Source organism: Pseudomonas sp. LB3P25 (genome assembly GCF_054897985.1).
The window spans coordinates 381,436-402,599 of the sequence record NZ_CM142711.1; the positions used below are offsets into that span (position 1 = coordinate 381,436).

17 protein-coding genes and 1 pseudogene are annotated in these 21,164 nt (G+C 61.3%); 14 read left to right on the forward strand and 4 right to left on the reverse strand.

Features of this window, described 5'->3' with window-relative positions; genetic code table 11:
* Window positions 1–44 precede the first annotated feature (44 nt).
* Genes ACYZTW_RS01690 through ACYZTW_RS01710 form a run of 5 tightly spaced genes read left to right on the forward strand, consistent with a single transcriptional unit; the run spans window position 45 to window position 11,824 of the window.
* Complete coding sequence (locus ACYZTW_RS01690) at window positions 45–7,940, forward strand: Ig-like domain-containing protein (RefSeq protein WP_462003485.1); 7,896 nt, start codon at window positions 45–47, stop codon at window positions 7,938–7,940.
* Window positions 7,941–7,982: 42 nt separating this feature from the next.
* The gene (locus ACYZTW_RS01695) at window positions 7,983–9,497 is read left to right on the forward strand and encodes a TolC family protein (protein WP_462003486.1); all 1,515 of its coding nucleotides are present in this window, start codon (window positions 7,983–7,985) and stop codon (window positions 9,495–9,497) included.
* Window positions 9,481–10,086 carry an adenylyl-sulfate kinase gene (cysC, locus tag ACYZTW_RS01700; RefSeq protein ID WP_462003487.1) on the forward strand — a complete coding sequence of 202 codons (606 nt, stop codon included), beginning with the start codon at window positions 9,481–9,483 and terminating at the stop codon, window positions 10,084–10,086. Before ACYZTW_RS01695 ends, cysC begins: the two co-directional genes overlap by 17 nt.
* Window positions 10,083–10,868: an aspartyl/asparaginyl beta-hydroxylase domain-containing protein gene (locus ACYZTW_RS01705; protein WP_462005685.1), complete on the forward strand. Its 786-nt coding sequence runs from the start codon at window positions 10,083–10,085 to the stop codon at window positions 10,866–10,868. The genes cysC and ACYZTW_RS01705 overlap by 4 nt, the downstream gene beginning before the upstream one ends.
* Window positions 10,856–11,824, forward strand: a complete 969-nt coding sequence (locus ACYZTW_RS01710; RefSeq protein WP_462003488.1) for a sulfotransferase family protein — start codon at window positions 10,856–10,858, stop codon at window positions 11,822–11,824. The genes ACYZTW_RS01705 and ACYZTW_RS01710 overlap by 13 nt, the downstream gene beginning before the upstream one ends.
* A gap of 129 nt (window positions 11,825–11,953) precedes the next feature.
* Here the strand turns inward: ACYZTW_RS01710 and ACYZTW_RS01715 are convergent.
* From ACYZTW_RS01715 to ACYZTW_RS01725, 3 genes and pseudogenes are all read right to left on the reverse strand, one after another.
* Window positions 11,954–12,335, reverse strand: a pseudogene (locus ACYZTW_RS01715) (DUF6124 family protein).
* Window positions 12,336–12,660: 325 nt separating this feature from the next.
* Window positions 12,661–13,419: a slipin family protein gene (locus tag ACYZTW_RS01720; protein WP_129439535.1), complete on the reverse strand. Its 759-nt coding sequence runs from the start codon at window positions 13,417–13,419 to the stop codon at window positions 12,661–12,663.
* Window positions 13,420–13,421: 2 nt separating this feature from the next.
* Window positions 13,422–13,952, reverse strand: coding sequence for an NfeD family protein (locus ACYZTW_RS01725; RefSeq protein WP_462003489.1), 531 nt, complete (start codon window positions 13,950–13,952; stop codon window positions 13,422–13,424).
* A 199-nt stretch (window positions 13,953–14,151) separates the two neighbouring features.
* On the opposite strand from ACYZTW_RS01725, the gene ACYZTW_RS01730 reads away from it, so the two are divergent.
* From ACYZTW_RS01730 to ACYZTW_RS01745, 4 genes are all read left to right on the forward strand, one after another.
* Window positions 14,152–14,613: an aminoacyl-tRNA deacylase gene (locus ACYZTW_RS01730; RefSeq protein ID WP_462003490.1), complete on the forward strand. Its 462-nt coding sequence runs from the start codon at window positions 14,152–14,154 to the stop codon at window positions 14,611–14,613.
* 138 nt (window positions 14,614–14,751) lie between these two features.
* On the forward strand, window positions 14,752–14,997 hold the full coding sequence (locus tag ACYZTW_RS01735) for a DUF2789 domain-containing protein (protein WP_462005686.1): 246 nt from the start codon (window positions 14,752–14,754) through the stop codon (window positions 14,995–14,997).
* 145 nt (window positions 14,998–15,142) lie between these two features.
* Window positions 15,143–15,388 (forward strand): type II toxin-antitoxin system Phd/YefM family antitoxin, encoded by a 246-nt coding sequence (locus ACYZTW_RS01740; RefSeq protein ID WP_462003491.1) that lies wholly within the window; start codon window positions 15,143–15,145, stop codon window positions 15,386–15,388.
* The gene (locus tag ACYZTW_RS01745) at window positions 15,378–15,659 is read left to right on the forward strand and encodes a type II toxin-antitoxin system RelE family toxin (protein ID WP_109627206.1); all 282 of its coding nucleotides are present in this window, start codon (window positions 15,378–15,380) and stop codon (window positions 15,657–15,659) included. The genes ACYZTW_RS01740 and ACYZTW_RS01745 overlap by 11 nt, the downstream gene beginning before the upstream one ends.
* A gap of 16 nt (window positions 15,660–15,675) precedes the next feature.
* Here the strand turns inward: ACYZTW_RS01745 and ACYZTW_RS01750 are convergent, their stop codons facing one another.
* On the reverse strand, window positions 15,676–15,858 hold the full coding sequence (locus tag ACYZTW_RS01750) for a hypothetical protein (protein ID WP_462003492.1): 183 nt from the start codon (window positions 15,856–15,858) through the stop codon (window positions 15,676–15,678).
* Between the two features lie 196 nt (window positions 15,859–16,054).
* On the opposite strand from ACYZTW_RS01750, the gene ACYZTW_RS01755 reads away from it, so the two are divergent.
* The 5 genes from ACYZTW_RS01755 to ACYZTW_RS01775 are packed head-to-tail and all read left to right on the forward strand — an operon-like array spanning window position 16,055 to window position 21,087.
* Complete coding sequence (locus ACYZTW_RS01755) at window positions 16,055–16,483, forward strand: MarR family winged helix-turn-helix transcriptional regulator (RefSeq protein WP_462003493.1); 429 nt, start codon at window positions 16,055–16,057, stop codon at window positions 16,481–16,483.
* Window positions 16,480–18,552 carry an FUSC family protein gene (locus ACYZTW_RS01760; protein ID WP_462003494.1) on the forward strand — a complete coding sequence of 691 codons (2,073 nt, stop codon included), beginning with the start codon at window positions 16,480–16,482 and terminating at the stop codon, window positions 18,550–18,552. Before ACYZTW_RS01755 ends, ACYZTW_RS01760 begins: the two co-directional genes overlap by 4 nt.
* The gene (locus ACYZTW_RS01765) at window positions 18,549–18,758 is read left to right on the forward strand and encodes a DUF1656 domain-containing protein (protein ID WP_008148151.1); all 210 of its coding nucleotides are present in this window, start codon (window positions 18,549–18,551) and stop codon (window positions 18,756–18,758) included. Before ACYZTW_RS01760 ends, ACYZTW_RS01765 begins: the two co-directional genes overlap by 4 nt.
* The gene (locus tag ACYZTW_RS01770; protein ID WP_462003495.1) at window positions 18,755–19,642 is read left to right on the forward strand and encodes an efflux RND transporter periplasmic adaptor subunit; all 888 of its coding nucleotides are present in this window, start codon (window positions 18,755–18,757) and stop codon (window positions 19,640–19,642) included. Before ACYZTW_RS01765 ends, ACYZTW_RS01770 begins: the two co-directional genes overlap by 4 nt.
* Window positions 19,639–21,087 carry an efflux transporter outer membrane subunit gene (locus ACYZTW_RS01775; RefSeq protein ID WP_462003496.1) on the forward strand — a complete coding sequence of 483 codons (1,449 nt, stop codon included), beginning with the start codon at window positions 19,639–19,641 and terminating at the stop codon, window positions 21,085–21,087. The genes ACYZTW_RS01770 and ACYZTW_RS01775 overlap by 4 nt, the downstream gene beginning before the upstream one ends.
* Window positions 21,088–21,164: the final 77 nt, after the last annotated feature.

Sequence of the window (21,164 nt, forward strand, 5' to 3'; positions counted from 1 at the left end):
TTTCATTGACGCGTCAAGCAAAAGTTCGAGTCCGGGTGAGCAGCATGTGGTGGAGCAACGGCAAGTCGCGGGTTACCGAAGGTGCGCGGGCGCTGGCCTCGCCAATGATCATGTCCCTGGAGCCGCGAATGCTGTTCGACGGTGCGGTGGCCGCCACGGTGGCGGATGCCGCTCAGCCTGACAGCCATCCCACGGCCGATGCGGCCAAAGCGTCAACGGCCGATCAGCCGGTCGCGAGCAAGGACACTCACGGCCAGGCCGATGCCACGCCAGCGACAGCCCCCGTTGCCGTGCCGGGGCAGAGCGTGGTGTTCGTCGATTCCCGGGTCAAGGATGCCGACAGCCTGCTCAAGGGTGTGGCGCCCGGCACCCAAGTGGTTCAGCTGGATGCGACCAAGGACGGCTTGCAGCAGATTGCCGACTACCTCGATCACCATCAGGGCATCAGTTCGGTGCAGATCATTGCCCACGGCAACGCGGGCGATCTGTGGCTGGGCGATAGTTATCTGTCGGCTGACAACGTCGCGGCCCGCAGCGCCGTGCTGGCGGAAATCGGCAAGGACATGAACGTCGGCGGCGACATCATGATCTACGGCTGCTACACCGCCGAAGGTGAGCGCGGTTTGAGTTTCGTCGACTCGCTGGCGCAACTGACCGGCCGTGATATCGCCGCTTCCAGCAATCGCACCGGGGTCGGTGGCGACTGGAATCTGGAGATCGTCACCGGCAACATCGAAAGCGCCAACGTCCTCTCGACCACGGCCATGAGCGACTATCAGTGGGGCCTGGCGACCTGGACGGCCACCAACAACGCCAACACCGGCGTCGGCTCGTTGCGTGCAGCCCTCGCCTCGGCGCAGAACGGCGATATCGTCACCTTCAACGGCAGCATGACGGTGCAGCTGACGTCCGAACTGCTGATCAACAAGAACATCACCGTTGATGGCGACTTGAACAACGATGGCGCGGCTGACGTGATTCTCGACGGTCAGTACAAGACCCGAGTGATTGAAGTGGCGTCTGGCAGTACCGTGACGCTCGATGGCCTGGTGATCACCCGTGGCCTGGTGTCGGGCACGGGCGGCAACGGTGGCTACGGCGCCACGGGCGCGATGACCGGAGGGATTTTCAACGCAGGGATTCTGACCCTGAAAAACGTTACCGTGACCTCCAACGCCGCTTCCGGCGGTGGTGGCGGCGGCGGTGTCACGGGCGCTTTTTACGGCGGTGGCGGTGGTGGCGGCGGCGGTTTGGGCGGCCAGGGTGGCGGGCATGGCGGTTCGGCAGGGCCGGGCACCGGCACGTTGGGCGGAGGTGCGGGCGGCGGTGGTGTCGGTGGTTACGGCGGCGGTTATGACGCGACCCACATGGGCGGTCGCGGTGGTACCACCACTGGCGGTGCTGGCGGGCTGGGCGTTTCCTATTACAGCAACGGCGGTAACGGTGCGACGGCCACCAATGGCACGATTTCCATTGGCGGCGGCGGTGGCGGGGCCGGTTGGGACAAGGTCGGTGGCGCTGGCGGCAACGCGGTGGGCGGGATCTACAACGCCAGCAGCGGCACCATCACCATCGTCGGCACGTCGACCATCAGCAACAACATCGGCGCCGGTGGCGGCGGTGGCGGTGGCGGTGGCCAGGGCAGCAATGCCAGCAATGGCGGCGTGGGCGGCCGGGGCGTCGGTGCGATCTGGAACAAAGGCACGCTGTTGATCACGGCAGCCAACTTCGCGGCGATGGCCGGCAATGCGGCGGGCAGTGGTGCAGGCGGTACCGCGCAGGGCGGAGGTACAACCGGCACCTCGCCGACCTCCGTCGCGACCATCTACAACGACGGCGGTGTACTCAACACCGCGTATTCGCCGCCGCCGACCGCGACCATTGTGGTCGCTGACACCACACTGAGCATCGGCGAAACGTCCTTGGTGACGATCACCTTCTCCGAGGCCGTGACCGGTCTCACCAATGCTGACCTGACCATCGCCAACGGCACGTTGACCTCGGTGAGCAGCGGCGATGGCGGCATTACCTGGACGGCAACGTTCACGCCGACCGCCAGCATTTCCGATACGACCAACGTCATTACCCTGGACAACACCGGGGTGATCAACGGTCTGGGCACTGCCGGGGTCGGTACCACCAATTCCAACAACTACATCGTCGACACCGTACGCCCGACCGCCAGCATCGTGTTTACCGATACAGCCCTCAGGGTCGGCGAAACGTCGCTGGTAACCATCACCTTCAACGAAGCGGTCACTGGTCTCACCAATGCCGACCTGACGATTGCCAACGGCACCTTGACGGCGGTAAGCAGCAGCGATGGCGGCATCACCTGGACGGGGACTTTCACGCCAACCGCCAGCATCACCGATGCGACCAACCTGATCACCCTGGACAACACCGGGGTCAGCGACGGAGCGGGCAACGCCGGGAGCGGCACCACCGATTCGAACAATTACGCCATCGATACCGTGCGGCCAACGGCGACCCTCGTGGTGACGGACACGGCGCTGAAAATTGGTGAAACCTCACTGGTGACCATCACCTTCTCCGAAGCAGTGAGCGGTTTCACCAACGCCGACCTGACCATCGCCAACGGCACGTTGACCTCGGTGAGCAGCAGCGACGGCGGCATCACCTGGACCGCCACGTTCACGCCGAACGCGAGCATCAACGACACGACCAACCTGATCACCCTGAACAACACCGGGGTCAGCGACCTGGCGGGCAACACCGGCAGCGGCACCACCGATTCCAACAACTACGCAATCGACACGCTCCGTCCGACCGCGACCATCGTGGTGGCGGACAATGCGCTGAAAATCGGCGAAACCTCACTGGTGACCATCACCTTCTCCGAGGCGGTGAGTGGTTTCACCAACGCAGACCTGACAATCGCCAACGGCACCTTGACCGCGGTGAGCAGCGGCGACGGCGGCATCACCTGGACGGCAACCTTCACCCCGACCGCGAGCATCAACGACACCACCAACCTGATCACCCTGGACAACACCGGGGTCAGCGACCTGGCGGGCAATGCCGGCAGCGGCACCACCGACTCCAACAACTACGCCATCGACACCGTGCGGCCAACGGCAACCATCGTGGTCGCAGACACGGCGCTGAGAATCGGCGAAACCTCTCTGGTGACGATCACCTTCTCCGAAGCGGTGAGCGGTTTCACCAACGCCGATCTGACCATCGCCAACGGCACGTTGACGGCGGTGAGCAGCGGCGATGGCGGCATCACCTGGACCGCCACGTTCACGCCCTCCGCAAGCATCAACGACACGACCAACCTGATCACCCTGGACAACACCGGCGTGGCCGATCTGTCGGGCAACGCCGGTAGCGGCACCACTGATTCCAACAACTACGCCATCGACACCGTGCGCCCGACCGCCACGATTGTGCTGGCCGATACAACACTGACAGCGGGCGAAACCTCGCTGGTGACCATTACCTTCTCCGAAGCAGTGACGGGTTTCACCAACGCTGACCTGAGCATTGCCAACGGCACCCTGAGCGCAGTAAGCAGCAGCGACGGCGGGATTACCTGGACGGCCACGTTTACCCCGACAGCAGGCATCATCAGCGCGACCAACGTCATCAGTTTGGCTAACACCGGCGTGGCGGATCTGGCGGGCAATACCGGCAGCGGGATCAGTTCTTCGGGCAACTACGCCATCGACACCGCCCCACCGACCGCGACGATCGTGGTGGCCGACAACGCGCTGAAAATCGGTGAAACGTCGCTGGTAACCATCACCTTCAACCAGGCCGTGACCGGTTTCACCAACGCCGACCTGACGATTGCCAACGGCACGTTGACCGCGGTGAGCAGCAGTGACGGCGGCATCACCTGGACCGCCACCTTCACACCGACTGCCAGCATCACCGATACGACCAACCTGATCACACTGGACAATAGCGGCGTGCAGGCTGCCTCCACCGGCAACGTCGGCAGCGGCACCACCGATTCCAACAACTACGCCATCGACACCGTGCGGGCGACGGCCACCATCGTGGTCGCGGACACCGCGCTGAGAATCGGCGAAACTTCGCTGGTGACGATCACCTTCAGTGAAGCGGTGAGCGGTTTCACCAACGCAGATTTGACGATCGTCAACGGCACGTTGACGGCGGTGAGCAGCAGCGACGGCGGCATTACCTGGACAGCGACGTTTACCCCGAGTGCCAGCATCAACGACACGACCAACCTGATCACGCTGGACAACACCGGGGTCGCCGACCTGGCGGGTAACGCCGGTAGCGGCACTACCGATTCCAATAACTATGTGATCGACACCGTGCGTCCTACGGCGACCATCGTTCTGGCCGACCCGACCCTGAGTGCCGGGGAAACCTCGCTGGTGACGATCACCTTCAGCGAAGCGGTGAGCGGTTTCACCAACGCCGACCTGTCCATCGCCAACGGTACATTGACAGCGGTGAGCAGCAGCGACGGCGGCATCACCTGGAGCGCGACTTTCACGCCAACCGCTGGCGTTAATGACGTGACCAATGTCATCACACTGGCCAATACGGGCGTGGCCGATCTCTCCGGCAACGCGGGCAGTGGCACCACCAACTCCGGCAACTACACGATCGACACCGTGCTGCCGACGGCCACCATTGTCGTGGCCGACAACGCCCTGAAAATCGGTGAAACGTCGCTGGTAACCATCACCTTCAATCAGGCCGTGACCGGTTTCACCAACGCCGACCTGACGATTGCCAACGGCACGTTGACCGCGGTGAGCAGCAGTGACGGCGGCATCACCTGGACCGCCACCTTCACCCCGACTGCCAGCATCACCGATACGACCAACCTGATCACACTGGACAATAGCGGCGTGCAGGCTGCCGCCACCGGCAACGTCGGCAGCGGCACCACCGATTCCAACAACTACGCCATCGACACCGTGCGGGCGACGGCCACCATCGTGGTCGCGGACACCGCGCTGAGAATCGGCGAAACTTCGCTGGTGACGATCACCTTCAGTGAAGCGGCGAGCGGTTTCACCAACGCAGATTTGACGATCGCCAACGGCACGTTGACGGCGGTGAGCAGCAGCGACGGCGGCATTACCTGGACAGCGACGTTTACCCCGAGCGCCAGCATCAACGACACGACCAACCTGATCACGCTGGACAACACCGGGGTCGCCGACCTGGCGGGCAACGCTGGTAGCGGCACCACCGATTCCAATAACTATGTGATCGACACCGTGCGTCCTACGGCGACCATCGTTCTGGCCGACCCGACCCTGAGTGCCGGGGAAACCTCGCTGGTGACGATCACCTTCAGCGAAGCGGTGAGCGGTTTCACCAACGCCGACCTGTCCATCGCCAACGGCACATTGACAGCGGTGAGCAGCAGCGACGGCGGCATCACCTGGACCGCGACTTTCACGCCAACCGTCGGCGTGAATGACTCGAGCAACGTCATTACCCTGGCCAATACCGGTGTCACCGATGTGGCCGGCAACACCGGCAGCGGCACCACTAACTCCGGCAACTACACCATCGATACGGTGCTGCCGACGGCCACCATCGTCGTTGCCGACAATGCTTTGAGCGTCGGTGAAACGTCGCTGGTAACTATTACCTTCAGCGAAGCCGTCAGCGGTTTCTCCAATGCCGATCTGACCATCGCCAACGGCACCTTGAGCGCCGTCAGCAGCGGCGATGGCGGCATCACCTGGACGGCTACATTCACCCCGACCAACGCCATCACCGACACCAGTAACCTGATCACCCTGGACAACACGGGTGTGCAAAACGCCTCGGGCAACGCCGGCAGCGGCACCACCGATTCCAACAACTACGCCATCGACACCGTGCGCCCGACGGCCACCATCGTGGTCGCGGACGCGGCGCTGGCGGTGGGTCAAACATCGGTGGTGACCATCACGTTCTCCGAGGCGGTAACCGGTTTTACTACGGCCGACCTGACGGTGAGCAACGGTACCCTGAGCAATCTGAGCACCAGCGATAACATCACCTGGACCGCAACCCTGACGCCAACGGCGAGCGTCACCGATTCGACCAACCTGATTACCCTGGACAACACCGGAGTGATCGATGGGGCTGGCAACACCGGCAGCGGCACGACGGATTCCAACAACTACGCCATCGACAGCCAACGCCCGACCGCCACCATCGTGCTGAGCGATACGACCCTGAAACCGGGGGAAACCGCGCTGGTGACCATCACCTTCAGCGAGGCCGTGAGCGGTTTCGACAACAGTGACCTGAGCATCGCCAACGGCACTTTGAGTGCGGTAAGCAGCAGCGACGGCGGCATCACCTGGACCGGGACCTTCACCCCGACTGCCGGGATTACCGACGCCAGCAACATCATCACCCTGAGCAACAGCGGCGTCTCGGACCTGGCCGGCAATACCGGGGCGGGCACCACCAACTCGGCCAACTACGTGGTGGAAACCCAGGTGCCGACTGCGACCATCGTGATCGCCGACAACGCCCTCAAGGCCGGCGAAACCTCGTTGGTGACGATTACCTTCAGCGAGGCGGTAAGCGGTTTCACCAACGCCGACCTGACCCTCGCCAACGGCACGCTGAGCAACGTGTCGTCCAGCGACGGCGGCGTTACCTGGACCGCCACCTTCACGCCCACCATCAATGTGACCGATACCAGCAATCTGATCCGCCTGGACAACAGCGGTGTAACCAACGCCTCAGGCAACAGCGGCGTGGGCGTGACTGACTCCAACAACTACGCCATCGACACCGCCCGCCCGACCGCGACCATCGTGGTCGCGGACACAGCACTGGGCATCGGCAAGACCACCACGGTCACCATCACCTTCAGTGAAGCGGTATCCGGTTTCGACCTGTCGGACCTCAGCGTCGCCAATGGCGCTTTGTCCAACCTGCTCAGCAGCGATGGCGGCAAGACCTGGACCGCCACGCTGACCCCGACCGCCAACATCAACGACACCACCAACCTGATCCTGCTCGACAGCAGCAATGTGGCGGATGCCGCGGGCAACGCCGGTACCGGGATCGCGATCTCCAACAACTACGCGCTCGATGCGACTCGGCCGACGGCAACCATCGTGGTCGCCAACCCGAACCTGGGCATGGGTCAAACCACGCTGGTGACGATCACCTTCAGCGAAGTGGTAAGCGATTTCGATCTGTCGGACCTCAGTGTCACCAACGGCGAGCTGACCAACCTGGTCAGCAGCGATGGCGGCAAGACCTGGACGGCGACCTTCACGCCGACCGCGAGCATCACCGACCCGAGCAATTTCATCGCGCTGGACACCAGCAACGTCAGCGACGGTTCGGGCAATACCGGCACTGGTGTGGCGGTGTCCAATAACTACACCATCGACACCGTGCCGGTGCAGACGCCTGCCGTGGTCGTAACGCCTGACCCGCTGTCCCGGGTCCCACCACCGGTGACCGTACCCGATCAGCCCAACGTGCCACTGCAACCGATCATTTTCACTCCCCCGACCGGCGATCTCGGCTCACCGCTGACCTTTAGCCCGTTGTTCGAAGCCCGGGTGATCGGCAACGGCATCCGGCCGCTGGGCGACATCTTCATTAACCACGGCGCGCTGGCGCCCAGCTTCATCGCCCAGGTGTTCAGCAGCAGTGACAACGGTGGCGATGGCTCGGGCAACGGCTTCCTCGGCTTTGGCGGTGGCGATGGTGGGGTGTTCAGCACCAGTACGTTGTCCGGCCTGTTCAATCAGGACTCCAGCAACGGACGAGACTCGCTGAGTTCATTCGGCAGTCATTCGATCAAGGCCGGGGATGTTTCACAGGGGCTGCGCGGCGTGTTTGGCGCACCGAGTCTCGTCCAGCAATTGCAACAGCTCAAAGACACCGAGCAACGGCAGGTCGACAGCCTGGCCGCGGCTTTACGACAGGTCGGCATCAGCGAAATGCAGGCCTGAAAATAATACTTAAATCTGTGCGTCACCCAGGGGCAGTCAAGGATGAAGAAAAGTCAGAAGTTGTTCGGCGCCAGCCTGCTGGCGCTTGCGATCAACGGATGTGCAGTCACCAGTGTACCGATCGAACGCAGCGTCAGCGAACAGCGCGCCAGGAGCGACCTGCAAAACATGTACAAGGATCAGGAGCCCCTCAGCGGTCCGCTGACTCTGCATCAAGCCATGGCCCGCGCAGTGAAGTACAACCTCGAAGGTCGGCTCAAAATCATGGAAGAGGCCCTGGCCAAGCGCCAACTCGACCTCGCCAGTTTCGACATGCTGCCGCGCATGGCGCTGGACGCCGGGTACGTCGGCCGCAACAACGTCAACGCCTCCAGCAGCCAGAGCGTACGGACCGGAACCCAATCTCTGGAGCCATCGACCTCACAGGATCGCGACCGTGAAGTCGCCGACCTGACCATGGTCTGGAACGTGCTCGATTTTGGCGTCAGCTACATCAGCGCCAAGCAACAGGGCGATCAGCGACTGATCGTTCAGGAGCGTCGGCGCAAGGTGATCAACACCATCGTTCAGGACGTGCGTTCGGCCTATTGGCGGGCCATGGCCGCCGAGCGTTTGCTCAAGCAGATCGACAGCCTCATGGCCCGGGTCGAAACTGCGCGCGGCAACAGCCAGAGCATGAGCCAGCAGCGAATCGGCGATCCGATTCAGGCCTTGGGTTATCAACGCTCGCTGATCGAAGCCACTCGCCAACTGGAAGAACAGCGCCGTGCGCTGTCGCTGGCGAAAACCGAACTGGCGACCCTGATCAATCTGCCGCTGGGCACCGAACTGACCCTGGCGACCCAGGACGACTATGTCATTCCGGAATTGAAAGTTGACCTCGCCAGCCTGGAACAGGAAGCCCTGACCAGTCGTCCCGAGCTGCGCGAGCAGGATTACCAAAGCCGCATCAGCGCAGCCGAAACCCGTAAAGCCATGTTGCGGCTGCTGCCGGGTCTGGAGTTCTCGGCCGGCGGGCATTACGACAGCAACTCGTTCCTGGTGGAGCAGGGCTGGGCCGACTACGGCGTGAAAGTGACGTGGAACCTGTTCAACGTGATCTCCGCTCCGGCGGCGATCAACGTTGCCAAGGCGGGTGAAGAGGTCGCCGCGGCGCGCCGCCAAGCCATGTCGATCGCGGTGTTGGCGCAGCTTTATGTGGCCAACGCCAACTACCGCGAGGCGTTGCGGCAGTTCAAGACCAATCAGCAACTGTCGGAAATTGACGGACAGATCGTTGGCCAGCTGCGCAATCGTTATCAGGCGGCCAGTCTGGGTGAACTGGACTTGATCCAGGGCGAACTGAACACCTTGCAGGCCGATTTACGTCGCGACCTGTCGTACGCCGATCTGCGTAACGCTTACGGCCAGATCTTCGCCAGTGCGGGGCTCGATCCGCTGCCGGATCAGGTGCAATCCACCGAAGTCCAATCCATTGCCACCGCGTTGGCCACCCGCGAAGCGGCGTGGGCGGCCGGGAACATCACGATGCCGGTGGCCCATGCCCAGGCCCAGTAACCTGTTGGCACCGACGGCGAGCATCAGCCGCACAAAACGGGAGGCACGCAACGACCATCGCGGCACGGCGATTTTGCTGACCGGTTTGCCGGCGGCGGGCAAATCGACCCTGGCCCAGGCGCTGCATGCCGAGCTGTTCGAACGCGGCGTGCAGAGCATCGTGCTCGATGGCGACGGGCTGCGGGTCGGGCTCAATCGCGATCTCGGCTTTGCCGACAGCGATCGTCTGGAGAATATTCGTCGAGCCAGTGAAGTCGCTGCGCTGCTGGTGGAGAACGGGCAGATCGTCATCCTCGCGATGATCGCGCCGCTGTTGGAGTTGCGTGAGGTGTTTGCCCGGCGACTGGGCGAGGATTACCGCGAAGTCTGGTGCAGCGCTTCCCTGGCCGTGTGCGAGCAGCGTGACCCGAAGGGGCATTACGCCCGTGCACGACGGGGCGATTTGCCAGGATTTACAGGCGTGTCTGCACCGTATGAAGCCCCTTCGTCCGCCGCCTTGGTGCTCGATACCGGCGTGCAGTCGGTGGAGGCCTGTCTCGATCACTTGCTGACCTGGCTCGGCGAATGCGCGGTGTTGCCGAAACGATGAGCCGACCGGCGTTCTCCCGATTGCCGGTGGCCGTGGATTTGCCGCTGCTGTTGCAGGCATTGGCCGCCATTGACGAGGACGTGTGGCAGGGGCATTTCAACCGTGCTTACTACACCGGAGACTGGAGCGGTGTAGCGCTGATCTCTGCTGAGGATGCGTTGACCGAACTGGCGCCCGGTCGCGGTGAACCGCGCTTGCGCGCACTCTGGTTACGGGATGTCCGATGGCAGCAAGGCTTGCGCGACCTGCCGCTGGACATTGTCTGCGCGCGGCTACTGCGGCTGGGGCCAGACGGGCAAATTCACGAACATCGCGACTACGACCTCGGCGAGCCGGACGCCGATTTGCGTCTGCACATCCCGCTCGTCAGCGCGCCTCAGGTGGACTTTCTGCTCGACGGCCTGCGCATACCGATGGCTGCAGGCGAATGCTGGTTTCTCGACCTGTCGCGGCCTCATCGCGTGGACAATCGTGATACTCAGGCGCGCATTCATCTGGTGCTCGATTGTCGGCCTGGCGCCTGGCTGGAGCAGGCGATTATCGACGGTGAGTTGACCACGCCGAATGTCGATGTTTTTCACGGATGCTTTGCGCAGTTCAAGGCGCTGGTGGAAAGCGATCCGCCGCTGTGCAAAACCTTGCAGGCTTTGCAGGACAGCGAAGCTTTTATCTCCCGTGCCCTGGAATTGGCGGCTGAGCGAGGCCTTCCGCTCTCCCGCGAAGCACTGCGCGCCGCCATGCGCGACGGCCGCCGACAATGGAACGAACAATGGAAGGCATGAACCTCGAAGGCTGGTTGCCGATCCGGGTCTGGCAAGAGGCTGGGCAATGGCTCGTTGATTGGTGCTGGTTCGGTGACACCCCGCTGCATCAGCCGTTTTTTCGCGATGCCGTTGAGGACGCACTGCGATTGCCGTTCAATCAGGCGTTTCGCCGGGAAACGCCGTTGTCGACCCTTGCTGACTGGCAAATGTGCAGTCCCGGTCTGGCCCCGAGCGCATTCATCTTTCACGCGTCTCGTTGCGGCTCGACCCTCGTCAGCCAGATGCTCGCACAACTCGATAACCACATCGTGATCAGCGAACCACCGCCGCTGGATGCGCTATTGCGCAGCGACTTGTCCACGGTCGAACGTCGCGCTGCCATCGAAGGGTTGCTGTCTGCCTATGGACAGCGTCGGCGTGGTGTCGAGCAACGTTTGGTGATCAAACTCGATGCCTGGAACATCGGTGAACTGCCGTTGCTGCGTGAGTGTTTTCCCGACACGCCGTGGCTGTTCCTTTATCGCGATCCGCTGGAAATTGCCGTTTCACATCTGCGCCGTCCCGGCATGCACATGGTGCCGGGGATGATCGGAGCGAGTGTGCTCGATGATGAATTGCCGTTTGCTGGCCGAGAGGACTTTATCGCACGGCGGTTGGGGCGGTTGCTGCGAGCAGGGTTGGCGCAATGCCGGACGTTTGGCGGGTTGGCGGTGAATTACAGCGAGTTGCCGAGGGCTATGGCCGGACGGTTGGCTGATTTTTTTGAATTGGATGACGTGCAGCGTGGGCAAGTGTTTGCGGCGGTGGGGCAGCATGCCAAACGGCCTTCAGACGTGTTTGTCGGAGACAGCGATGACAAGCGTCGTGAGGCCACGGCGCTTTTGCACGAACGTGTGGAACGTTGGGCGCGAGCGCCTTATGAAGCGTTTGAAAGAGAGCGTGGCAGTGGCCAAGTCATGTATCGACGGGTCTGACGCCTTCGCGAGCAGGCTCGCTCCCACAGTTGATCTTCAGTGAACACAGCTTCTGTGTACGACCGAAATTCAATGTGGGAGCGAGCCTGCTCGCGATGGCGGCGGTCAATTCACCACAAACCTACCTGGCTAAACCTTGACCCGAGCCTGCATGATCTCCGACTCCTCCCAATGATCCAGCGCTCGCTCTACGAGCAACTGCACGCCATCGGCCATGCGGCTGAGCGCCAGGGCTACCGAGCGCCGTGTCCCGTCCACATCGTCCGCCAGATTGGCAGCAATGGCGCTGATGGACAGCAGGTCTTCGGAGGCGTTGGCCAGTAGGGCTTCGGTGTCGATGTCGGGAGAGACGGTGAAGAGGTTGCCTTTGCGGCGTTTAGCCGGTTTTTCGGTGGCCGGGGGGAAGTAGTGGGCGAAGGCGCGTTCGGCGGCTTCTTTGAGTTTTTCGTCTTCGAGGGATTCTTCGGACTGGGTGCCAGTTATCTGGTGGATTTGGAGATACCTTGAACATATAAAATTTCCTAAACAGTAAGTTGGAGCCGTCACCCTTCGTTTGCACACGAATTGGGTGGCGGCCGTGCGCAGGTGTGCAAGACCGGGACTGTTTAGGACACCCAGCAGATCCGAGGATCTCCTGCGCGCAGCCGCCATAAAGCAATGAGCCATGGCAATTGCGCCCCAAACAGTTTCGTCGGACTTGCACGTCCGTGTCACCGTTTATTCAGTGACAAGGCCAGACTAGACCTGGGTTTGGGCCGGAACAAGTTCACCAACACCGCTACAACTTGAAGGAAATCTCCGATGGGATTACCGGACGTTGGTGTCTGTAGGAAAGGTCAGGGCTTGGACGACAAATCCGCCATCCCCTTGAGCAACTCGATCGGCAGCGGAAAGACAATGGTCGAGCTTTTGTCCCCGGCAATCGAACTCAACGTCTGCATGTACCGCAGCTGCATGGCCCCAGGCTGGCGCCCGAGCATTTCAGCGGCCTGCATGAGTTTTTCCGAGGCTTGCAATTCGCCTTCGGCGTGGATCACCTTGGCCCGGCGTTCCCGCTCGGCTTCGGCCTGTTTGGCGATGGCGCGGATCATCGATTCGTTGAGGTCCACGTGCTTGATCTCGACGTTGGCGACCTTGATGCCCCACGCATCGGTCTGGGCGTCGAGCACTTGCTGGATGTCGATGTTCAACCGCTCACGCTCGGCCAGCAGTTCATCGAGTTCGTGTTTACCGAGCACCGCCCGCAAGGTGGTCTGGGCCAGTTGACTGGTGGCCATGAGAAAGTCTTCAACTTGAATAATCGCTTTCTGCGGATCGAGGACGCGGAAATACAGCACCGCGTTGACCTTGACCGAGACGTTGTCGCGGGTGATGACGTCTTGCGGTGGTACGTCGAGCACCACGGTGCGCAAGTCGACGCGAACCATTTGCTGGACCACTGGAATCAGCAGGATCAGGCCAGGGCCTTTGACCTGCCAGAAGCGCCCGAGCTGGAAGACCACCCCGCGCTCATATTCGCGCAGGATGCGGAAGGTCGACCCCGCCAGTGCAATCACCAGTAACAGCAGCGCGGCAAAACCCAGTTGCAAGCCCATGGTTATTCTCCACCCGGCGCCGCGTCAGCCGCGGCCACTTCCAGCAATAATCCCTTGCGTGCCACCACCCGGACCCTTTGCCCGGGTTGCAGCGGCGTGGCGCTGAGCACTTGCCACTTTTCTCCTTGCAGGTGCACCCAACCGTTGTAGGCATTGCCGGCCAGCGACATCACCGGGGCCACGCTACCCACCAGTCCTGCATCGCCACTGACGTTTTCGCGCGGTCGGGTTTTCAGAGCGTGGATCAGCAGGAAGATCAGCAGCAGGGCACTGATCAGTCCCAGGCCGATCATCAATGGAACAGGCACCTCGGTGTTGGTCAGAATCACCGCGCCGATCACGAACATCACAATGCCGCCCAGACCGATCACGCCGTAATTGGGCAAGGCCGCCTCGGCGATCAGAAACGCGATGCCGAACGTGATCAGCCAGATCCCGATGGGGTTGGGCACCAGCAAGACGACGGTGTCCGCTGCGAATACCGATCCGCTCAAGGCCAACAGCAGCGCAACTGCACAACAACGAATGTTCACGTGACCCTCCGGGAGAGTCATTGATGGTTCTTTATACAGTCTAGCTGAGCTCTGGATTGTACGAATTTTGATCAGTTGTTGACGTTATTCCGGCGGGCAGATTTCCCGCGCGATGGCGCCAGCGGGCCTAGACTTTTTAGTGGAGAGAAAAAGTTTAACCATCGTCCGCGAAACGTTGTTGCGGACACCGAGGTGCATCATGCGTATGGCAAGAACTGTGCAGGACAGCCTTAACAAGGCTCAATGCGAATTTGACGTTGTCACCCATCCGCACTCGGCCAGCAGCCTTGAAACGGCGCGGGTCGCGGGCATTCCTGCCGAGCGGGTGGCCAAATCGGTGATCCTCGACGACCACCACGGCCATTACCTGATGGCTGTGCTGCCAGCGAGTCGTCACCTGGACCTGAGCAAAGTACGCGGCAGTGGCGAATGGCAGATCACCCGGGAAAGTACCCTGGCGCATCTGTTCCAGGATTGCGAACGCGGCGCGGTGCCTGCGTTGGGCGAATCCTATGGCATGGACATGGTCATCGACCCATTGCTGACCCGGCAAAAAGACATCTACCTGGAGGCTGGTAACCACAACAACCTGGTGCACATGAGCGTGCCGGAATTCCTGAAAATGGTGCCGCATGCTGAAGTGTGTGAGTTGAGTCAGTAGTTTTTGCGGCGTCAGTTACATCGCCATCGCGAGCAGGCTCGCTCCCACAGGGTTTACGCGATTCCTGTGGGAGCGAGCTTGCTCGCGATTGACCGCGAAGCGGTCGCCCAATCATTTGCCATAAAAAAGGAGCCCGACATGGAATCCCCAACCCACAGCCTTCCCAACCTGTTCAAACAACTCGGCCTGCCTGATGACGCCGAAAGCATCGATAAATTCATCGCCACCCACTCACCGCTCAAACCTGAATTGCATTTGGCCGATGCGTTCTTCTGGACCCAGAGCCAAGCGCAGTTTTTGCGTGACGATATTCTGGATGACGCAGATTGGGCGGAGGTGGTGGATCAACTGGATGTGCTGATGAGGAAGGGGCGGGGGGTGTAAAAAAATCTGAGAGGAAATGGCCAAATGTAAAAAAAACTGGTGAGCGGTAAAAAAATCTGGGTGGAAATCCAACTTCAGGGTTTTTTCTAGGTTGCTCATAAAGTGTGAATAGACCAGAATCGTGACCTGAATTGAGGTCTTAATTATGCAAAATGTTCTGGCCGACATCGCTGTAAGCGTGTCTGAGTTGAAGAAAAATCCATCAGCAGTACTGAACGGCGCCCATGGCGGGCCTGTGGCAGTGCTAAATCACAATCGCGTCATGGGCTACATGGTTCCGGCCGATGTTTTCGAGTGCATGATGGAGCGACTCGATGATCTTGAACTGGCGGAGATTGTTCGCTCACGCAGGCATGAGACACCGATCCCGGTAAATCTGGATGACCTATAAGCTCGAATTCCTGCCGTCCGCACGCAAGGAGTGGGACAAACTGGGTCATACGCTGCGCGAGCAATTCAAAAAGAAACTGGCAGAGCGACTTCAGCTCCCGCGAGTACCGTCAGACTCACTACATGGAATGCCTGACTGCTACAAAATCAAGTTGCGCTCATCAGGGTACAGGTTGGTGTACGAAGTTATTGATGAGCGTGTGGTCGTTTCCGTGGTGGCAGTGGGCAAGCGTGAACGTAGTGCTGTTTACGACCGAGCCAAGAAACGTTAATAGTCTCCGACCTTTCTTATTCCGCCGCCTGCGCCCGCTTGGCGGCAAATTCAGTTTCGACCTCTTCATTGCTGAAGTATTGGCCTTGACGCTGTGATAGCCGTGCCGCGTCCACTTTCCTTTGCAGGAAATCGCGGTACTGCTTTGAGTATGCAGAATCCAGGGTGTTTTCAGATTCTGATTCAGGAGGTTTAGTCATTGGTTTAGTCTCGGTCCGGTCGCAAAGCGTTACGCAGTTTCGAATGCTACGGCGATTCCTACCGAAGCTAGGCATGGGTTATGCCCACCAAATTGTTTCAAAACTTGACCAACTTTCCCCTCAAATGCCATATTGATAGTTAGCAAGCTAACAGTGTGTATTTCCCCTCGTGCCGAAAAACCTCGACGCTCTCCAGATGAACATCAGCAGCTCCATGGTGGTGGCCGCCAGGCATTGGCGCAGGATCTGCCAGACCACGCTGGTCAACTATGGAATCTCCGAAGCCTGCGCCGTTCCGTTGTTGATGATCGGGCGTTTGGGCGAGGGTGTGCGGCAGGTGACGGTGGCGCAGGCGGCCGGGATGGAGAGCCCGTCCCTGGTGCGCTTGCTGGACCAGCTGTGTCATGCCGGTTACGTCTGCCGTTCCGAAGACGCCCATGACCGTCGCGCCAAATGCCTGAGCCTGACCGAGACGGGGCGTGAGTTGGTGCAAGCCGTCGAAATCGAGCTGGTGCGCTTGCGCCATGAAGTACTCGAAGGGATCGATCAGCGTGATCTGGAAGCGGCGTTGCGGGTACTGAGGGCTTTTGAATCGGCCAATCATCTGCCGGTGGTGAACCCTTGAGCGGATTTTTCACCGGCGTTCCCCCGGCGCGGGACTGGTTTTACGGAGTGCGAACGTTCGCGGCATCGATGATCGCGCTGTACATCGCCATGCTCATGCAAATGCCCCGGCCTTACTGGGCGATGGCCACGGTCTACATTGTTTCCAGTCCGTTTGTCGGCCCTACCAGTTCCAAGGCGTTGTACCGCGCAGTCGGCACCCTTCTCGGTGCCGCCGCCGCGGTTTTTTTCGTGCCGATGTTTGTCCAGAGCCCCTATGTGCTGGTGGTAGTCATTGCGCTGTGGACCGGGACTCTGCTGTTTCTCTCCCTGCACCTGCGCACCGCCAACAATTACGCGCTGATGCTCGCCGGGTACACCTTGCCGCTGATCGCTCTGCCGGTGGTGAATAACCCGCTGGGGGTGTGGGACGTGGCCGAAGCGCGGACGGAAGAAATCTTCCTCGGCATCGCCGTGGCGGCGGTGGTCGGCGCCATGTTCTGGCCCCGGCGGCTGGCGCCGGTGTTCAACGATTCGGTGAACAAATGGTTTGCCGATGCCTCGACTTACAGCCTGCGTTTCCTCAGCCGCAACGTGCAGCCGGACGAAGTCAGTGCGCTGCGTTCGTCGATGGTCGCGACCTTCAACACGCTGGAATTGATGATCGGTCAGTTGCCCCACGAAGGCACGCGGCCGCAAACGGTGCGCAACACCAAGGAACTGCGCGGGCGCATGATTCACCTGCTGCCAGTGATCGACGCCCTCGACGACGCGCTGTATGCCCTTGAGCGGCGCACCCCCGAGCTTGTGGATAAGTTCGCGCCGCTGCTGGCTGCAACCACTGAATGGCTCGGCCACAAAGATGCCGACCTCGCCCGCTGGCAAACACTGAAAAACCAACTCGAAGCCCTGCAACCGTCCGCCGAAGCGTTGGATGATCGCAAGCAGCTGCTGTTCTCAAACGCCCTGTATCGCCTCGGCGAGTGGATCGATGTGTGGCAGGACTGTCGCAGTCTGCAGCACGCCATCCAGTGCGAAAGCCAGGACAGCTGGCGCGCGGTCTATCGGCACTGGCGGCTTGGTCGGCTGTCGCCGTTTCTCGACCGTGGGCTGATGCTCTATTCGGCGGCGTCCACGGTCACCGCCATCATTGTCGCTTCGGTGCTGTGGATTTTGCTCGGCTGGACCGACGGTGGTTCCGCGGTCATTTTGGCAGCGGTGGCGTGCAGCTTTTTTGCTTCGATGGACGACCCGGCACCGCAGATCTTCCGATTCTTTTTCTGGACGGCGATGTCGGTGTTGTTCGCCAGTCTTTATCTGTTTCTGGTCCTGCCCAACCTGCATGACTTCCCGATGCTGGTGCTGGCGTTTGCCGTGCCGTTCATTTGCATCGGCACCCTGACGGTCAAGCCGCAGTTTTATCTGGGCATGCTGCTGACCCTCGTCAACACCTCGTCTTTCATCAGTATCCAAGGCGCCTACGACGCGGATTTCCTCAGCTTCGCCAACTCCAACCTGGCCGGCCCCGTAGGCTTGTTGTTCGCCTTCGTCTGGACCCTGATCGCCCGGCCGTTCGGCGCCGATCTGGCGGCCAAGCGCCTGACCCGTTTCAGTTGGCGCGACATCGTCAGCCTCACCGAGCCGGCCACGTTGTCTGAGCACCGGCACTTGGGTGTGCAGATGCTCGATCGCCTGATGCAGCATTTGCCGCGCCTGGCCATGACCGGCCAGGACACGGGCATCGCCCTGCGGGAAGTGCGCGTGGCGCTGAACCTGCTGGATTTGCTCGCCTATACACCGCGAGTCCTCGGCGCACCGCAAGTGCTGCTGCACCAAGTGGTGGCCGAGGTGGGTGAGTATTTCAAGGCCTGCCTCAAGGCTGGCGAACGTTTACCGGCGCCGAGTCCGTTGTTGATGACCCTGGATCGCACCCGCCGTGCACTCAACACGGAGTGCGATGAAGGTGCGCGTCTGCATCTGCTGCATGCCTTGAGCGGTCTGCGCCTGTCGCTGCTGCCAGGGGTGGAGTTCGTCGGCACCGGCGAACTCGAAGAACCGCTGCCCCATGGCATCGATGGAGCGCCTTTATGATCGGTGATCTGGATATCAGCGGGGTGTTTCTGCCCACGCTGCTGGTGCTGATGGGCATTACGTACGTGTTGTTCCTGCTGGTGCACGGGTTGCTGACGCGTCTGCACTTTTACCGTCTGGTCTGGCACCGGGCATTGTTTAACGTGGCTCTCTACGCTTTGCTGCTCGGCGCCGTGGACTCACTCAGTCGATACCTGATGACATGAAAAAACCTTTTTTGACCCTCGGTCGCGTGGTCCTGACCCTGCTGATCGTGAGCTTCGCCGTTGTCGTGGTCTGGCGCATGGTGATGTATTACATGTTCGCGCCCTGGACCCGGGACGGCCACATTCGTGCCGACATCGTGCAGATCGCGCCGGACGTGTCCGGGCTGATCCAGCGGGTCGACGTGCGTGACAACCAATTAGTCAAACGTGGCCAAGTGCTGTTCAGCATTGATCAGGACCGTTTCAAACTGGCCCTGCGTCAGGCCAAGGCGGCGGTCGCCGACCGTCAGGAAACCCTGGCTCAGGCGCAACGCGAAGCCAAGCGTAACGGCGGCCTCGGCAATCTGGTGCCGGGTGAGCAACTGGAAGAAAGCCAGTCCCGGGTGGCCCGCGCCGAGGTGGCGCTGATGGAAGCTCAGGTGGCGGTGGACAGCGCCCAGCTCAACCTCGACCGCTCGACCATCCGCAGCCCGGTGGACGGCTACGTCAACGACCGGGCGCCGCGCAACCAGGAATTCGTCACGGCCGGGCGGCCAGTGTTGTCAGTAGTGGACAGCAATTCATTCCACATCGACGGTTATTTTGAAGAAACCAAACTGGACGGCATTCATGTCGGCCAGAGCGTCGATATTCGAGTCATCGGCGACCGCGCTCGCCTGCGCGGGCATGTTGAAAGCATCGTCGCCGGCATCGAAGACCGCGACCGCAGCAGCGGCAGCAACTTGCTGCCCAACGTCAACCCGGCATTCAGTTGGGTGCGGCTGGCCCAGCGGATTCCGGTGCGGATTGCATTCGATGATGTACCGGCGGATTTCCGCATGATCGCCGGTCGCACGGCGACGGTTTCTATTATAAATGACCACCCGCAGGAGCCCGCGAAATGAGCAGGGCCTCGGGTTTGGCGGTTGCCGGATTAGGCTTGCTGCTGTCGGCCTGCCAGGTGGTCGGGCCGGATTATCACTTGCCGGACGAGGCTGCTGTGCATCGTGAAGACTTGCAGGGCGACTTGGCGGTGAACGGCAAAAATGTCGTCTCGGCGCCGGTGCCCAGCGATTGGTGGCGCTTGTATCAGGATCCGCGCCTCGATCAATTGGTCGAGCAGGCTATGGCTTCCAACACTGATTTGCGCGTGGCGGCGGCGAACCTTTCCCGGGCGCGCGCGCAGGTCGATGAAGCTCAAGCGGCAGGTGGCTGGAGCGGCGGGGTGAAGATGGGCGCCCAGCGTTTGCAGGAGTCCGGCGAAGCGTTCTTGCTACCGGAGAAAGTGCCCGTGGCCAACGTCGGTGACATCGGCATTACCACCTCGTATCAGTTCGACCTGTTTGGCACGTTGCAGCGCGGCATCGAGGCGGCCAAAGCCAATGCCGATGCGACGCAAGCTGCGGCGGATACTGCGCGGATTACCTTGGTGGCCGATGTGGTTCGGGCCTATACCCAAGTCTGCGCGGCCAACGAAGAGCAGGAAATCGCCCAGCATTCCCTCGATTTGCAAGCCCAGAGCACCACGCTGATCCAGCGTCTGCGCGACGCCGGGCGTGGCGATGAAACCCAGGTCACCCGCTCGCAAACCCAATTCAAATCCTTGCGCGCCGACATGCCGCGTTATGAGGCGGCGCGTCAGGCCGGGTTGTTCCGGTTGTCGATGCTGCTGGCCAAACCTGTGGATCAACTGCCGGCCGGCACCGACCGCTGCGCCGAACTGCCGAAAATTGCGCAATTGTTGCCGGTGGGTGACGGCGCGACGTTGCTCAAGCGTCGCCCCGATGTGCGGCAGGCCGAGCGACGACTGGCTGCCGCGACCGCCGGTATCGGCATCGCCACCGGCGAGTTGTACCCGGAGATCAGCATCGGCGCGACCGTTGGTACCGTCGGCATCCTGGAAAACCTCGGCAAGCCGGCGACCAATCGCTGGGGCTTCGGGCCGTTGTTGACCTGGACCGTGCCATCCAACGGCTCCCGCGCACGAATCCGCGAGGCCGAAGCGACCACCCAAGGCGCGCTGGCACATTTCGATGGCGTGGTGCTCAACGCCATCCGCGAAACCCAGACGGGTCTGGCCCAATACTCCGCGTTGTTGCAACGCCGCGATGCGCTGGCCGATGCCGAGCAATCGGCGCAACTGGCGGCGGACCAGACCCACCGCTTCTTCCAGGCCGGCCGCGCGTCGTTCCTGGCAGACTTGCAGGCGACCCGCACCTACACCGACGTGCGGGCGCAACTGGCTTCCGCCAGCACGCAGGTTGCCATGAGCCAGATCGATTTGTTCCTGGCCTTGGGTGGCGGCTGGGAAAGCGGACGAACGCAAGGCACGAACTCCGGCAAACCCTGAGGCCGTTGCTATGCTTTGATTTGATGAGGTCGCGCGTCGAGTTCATCAATCAAGGCTCGCGTTGGTCATGGGGATTC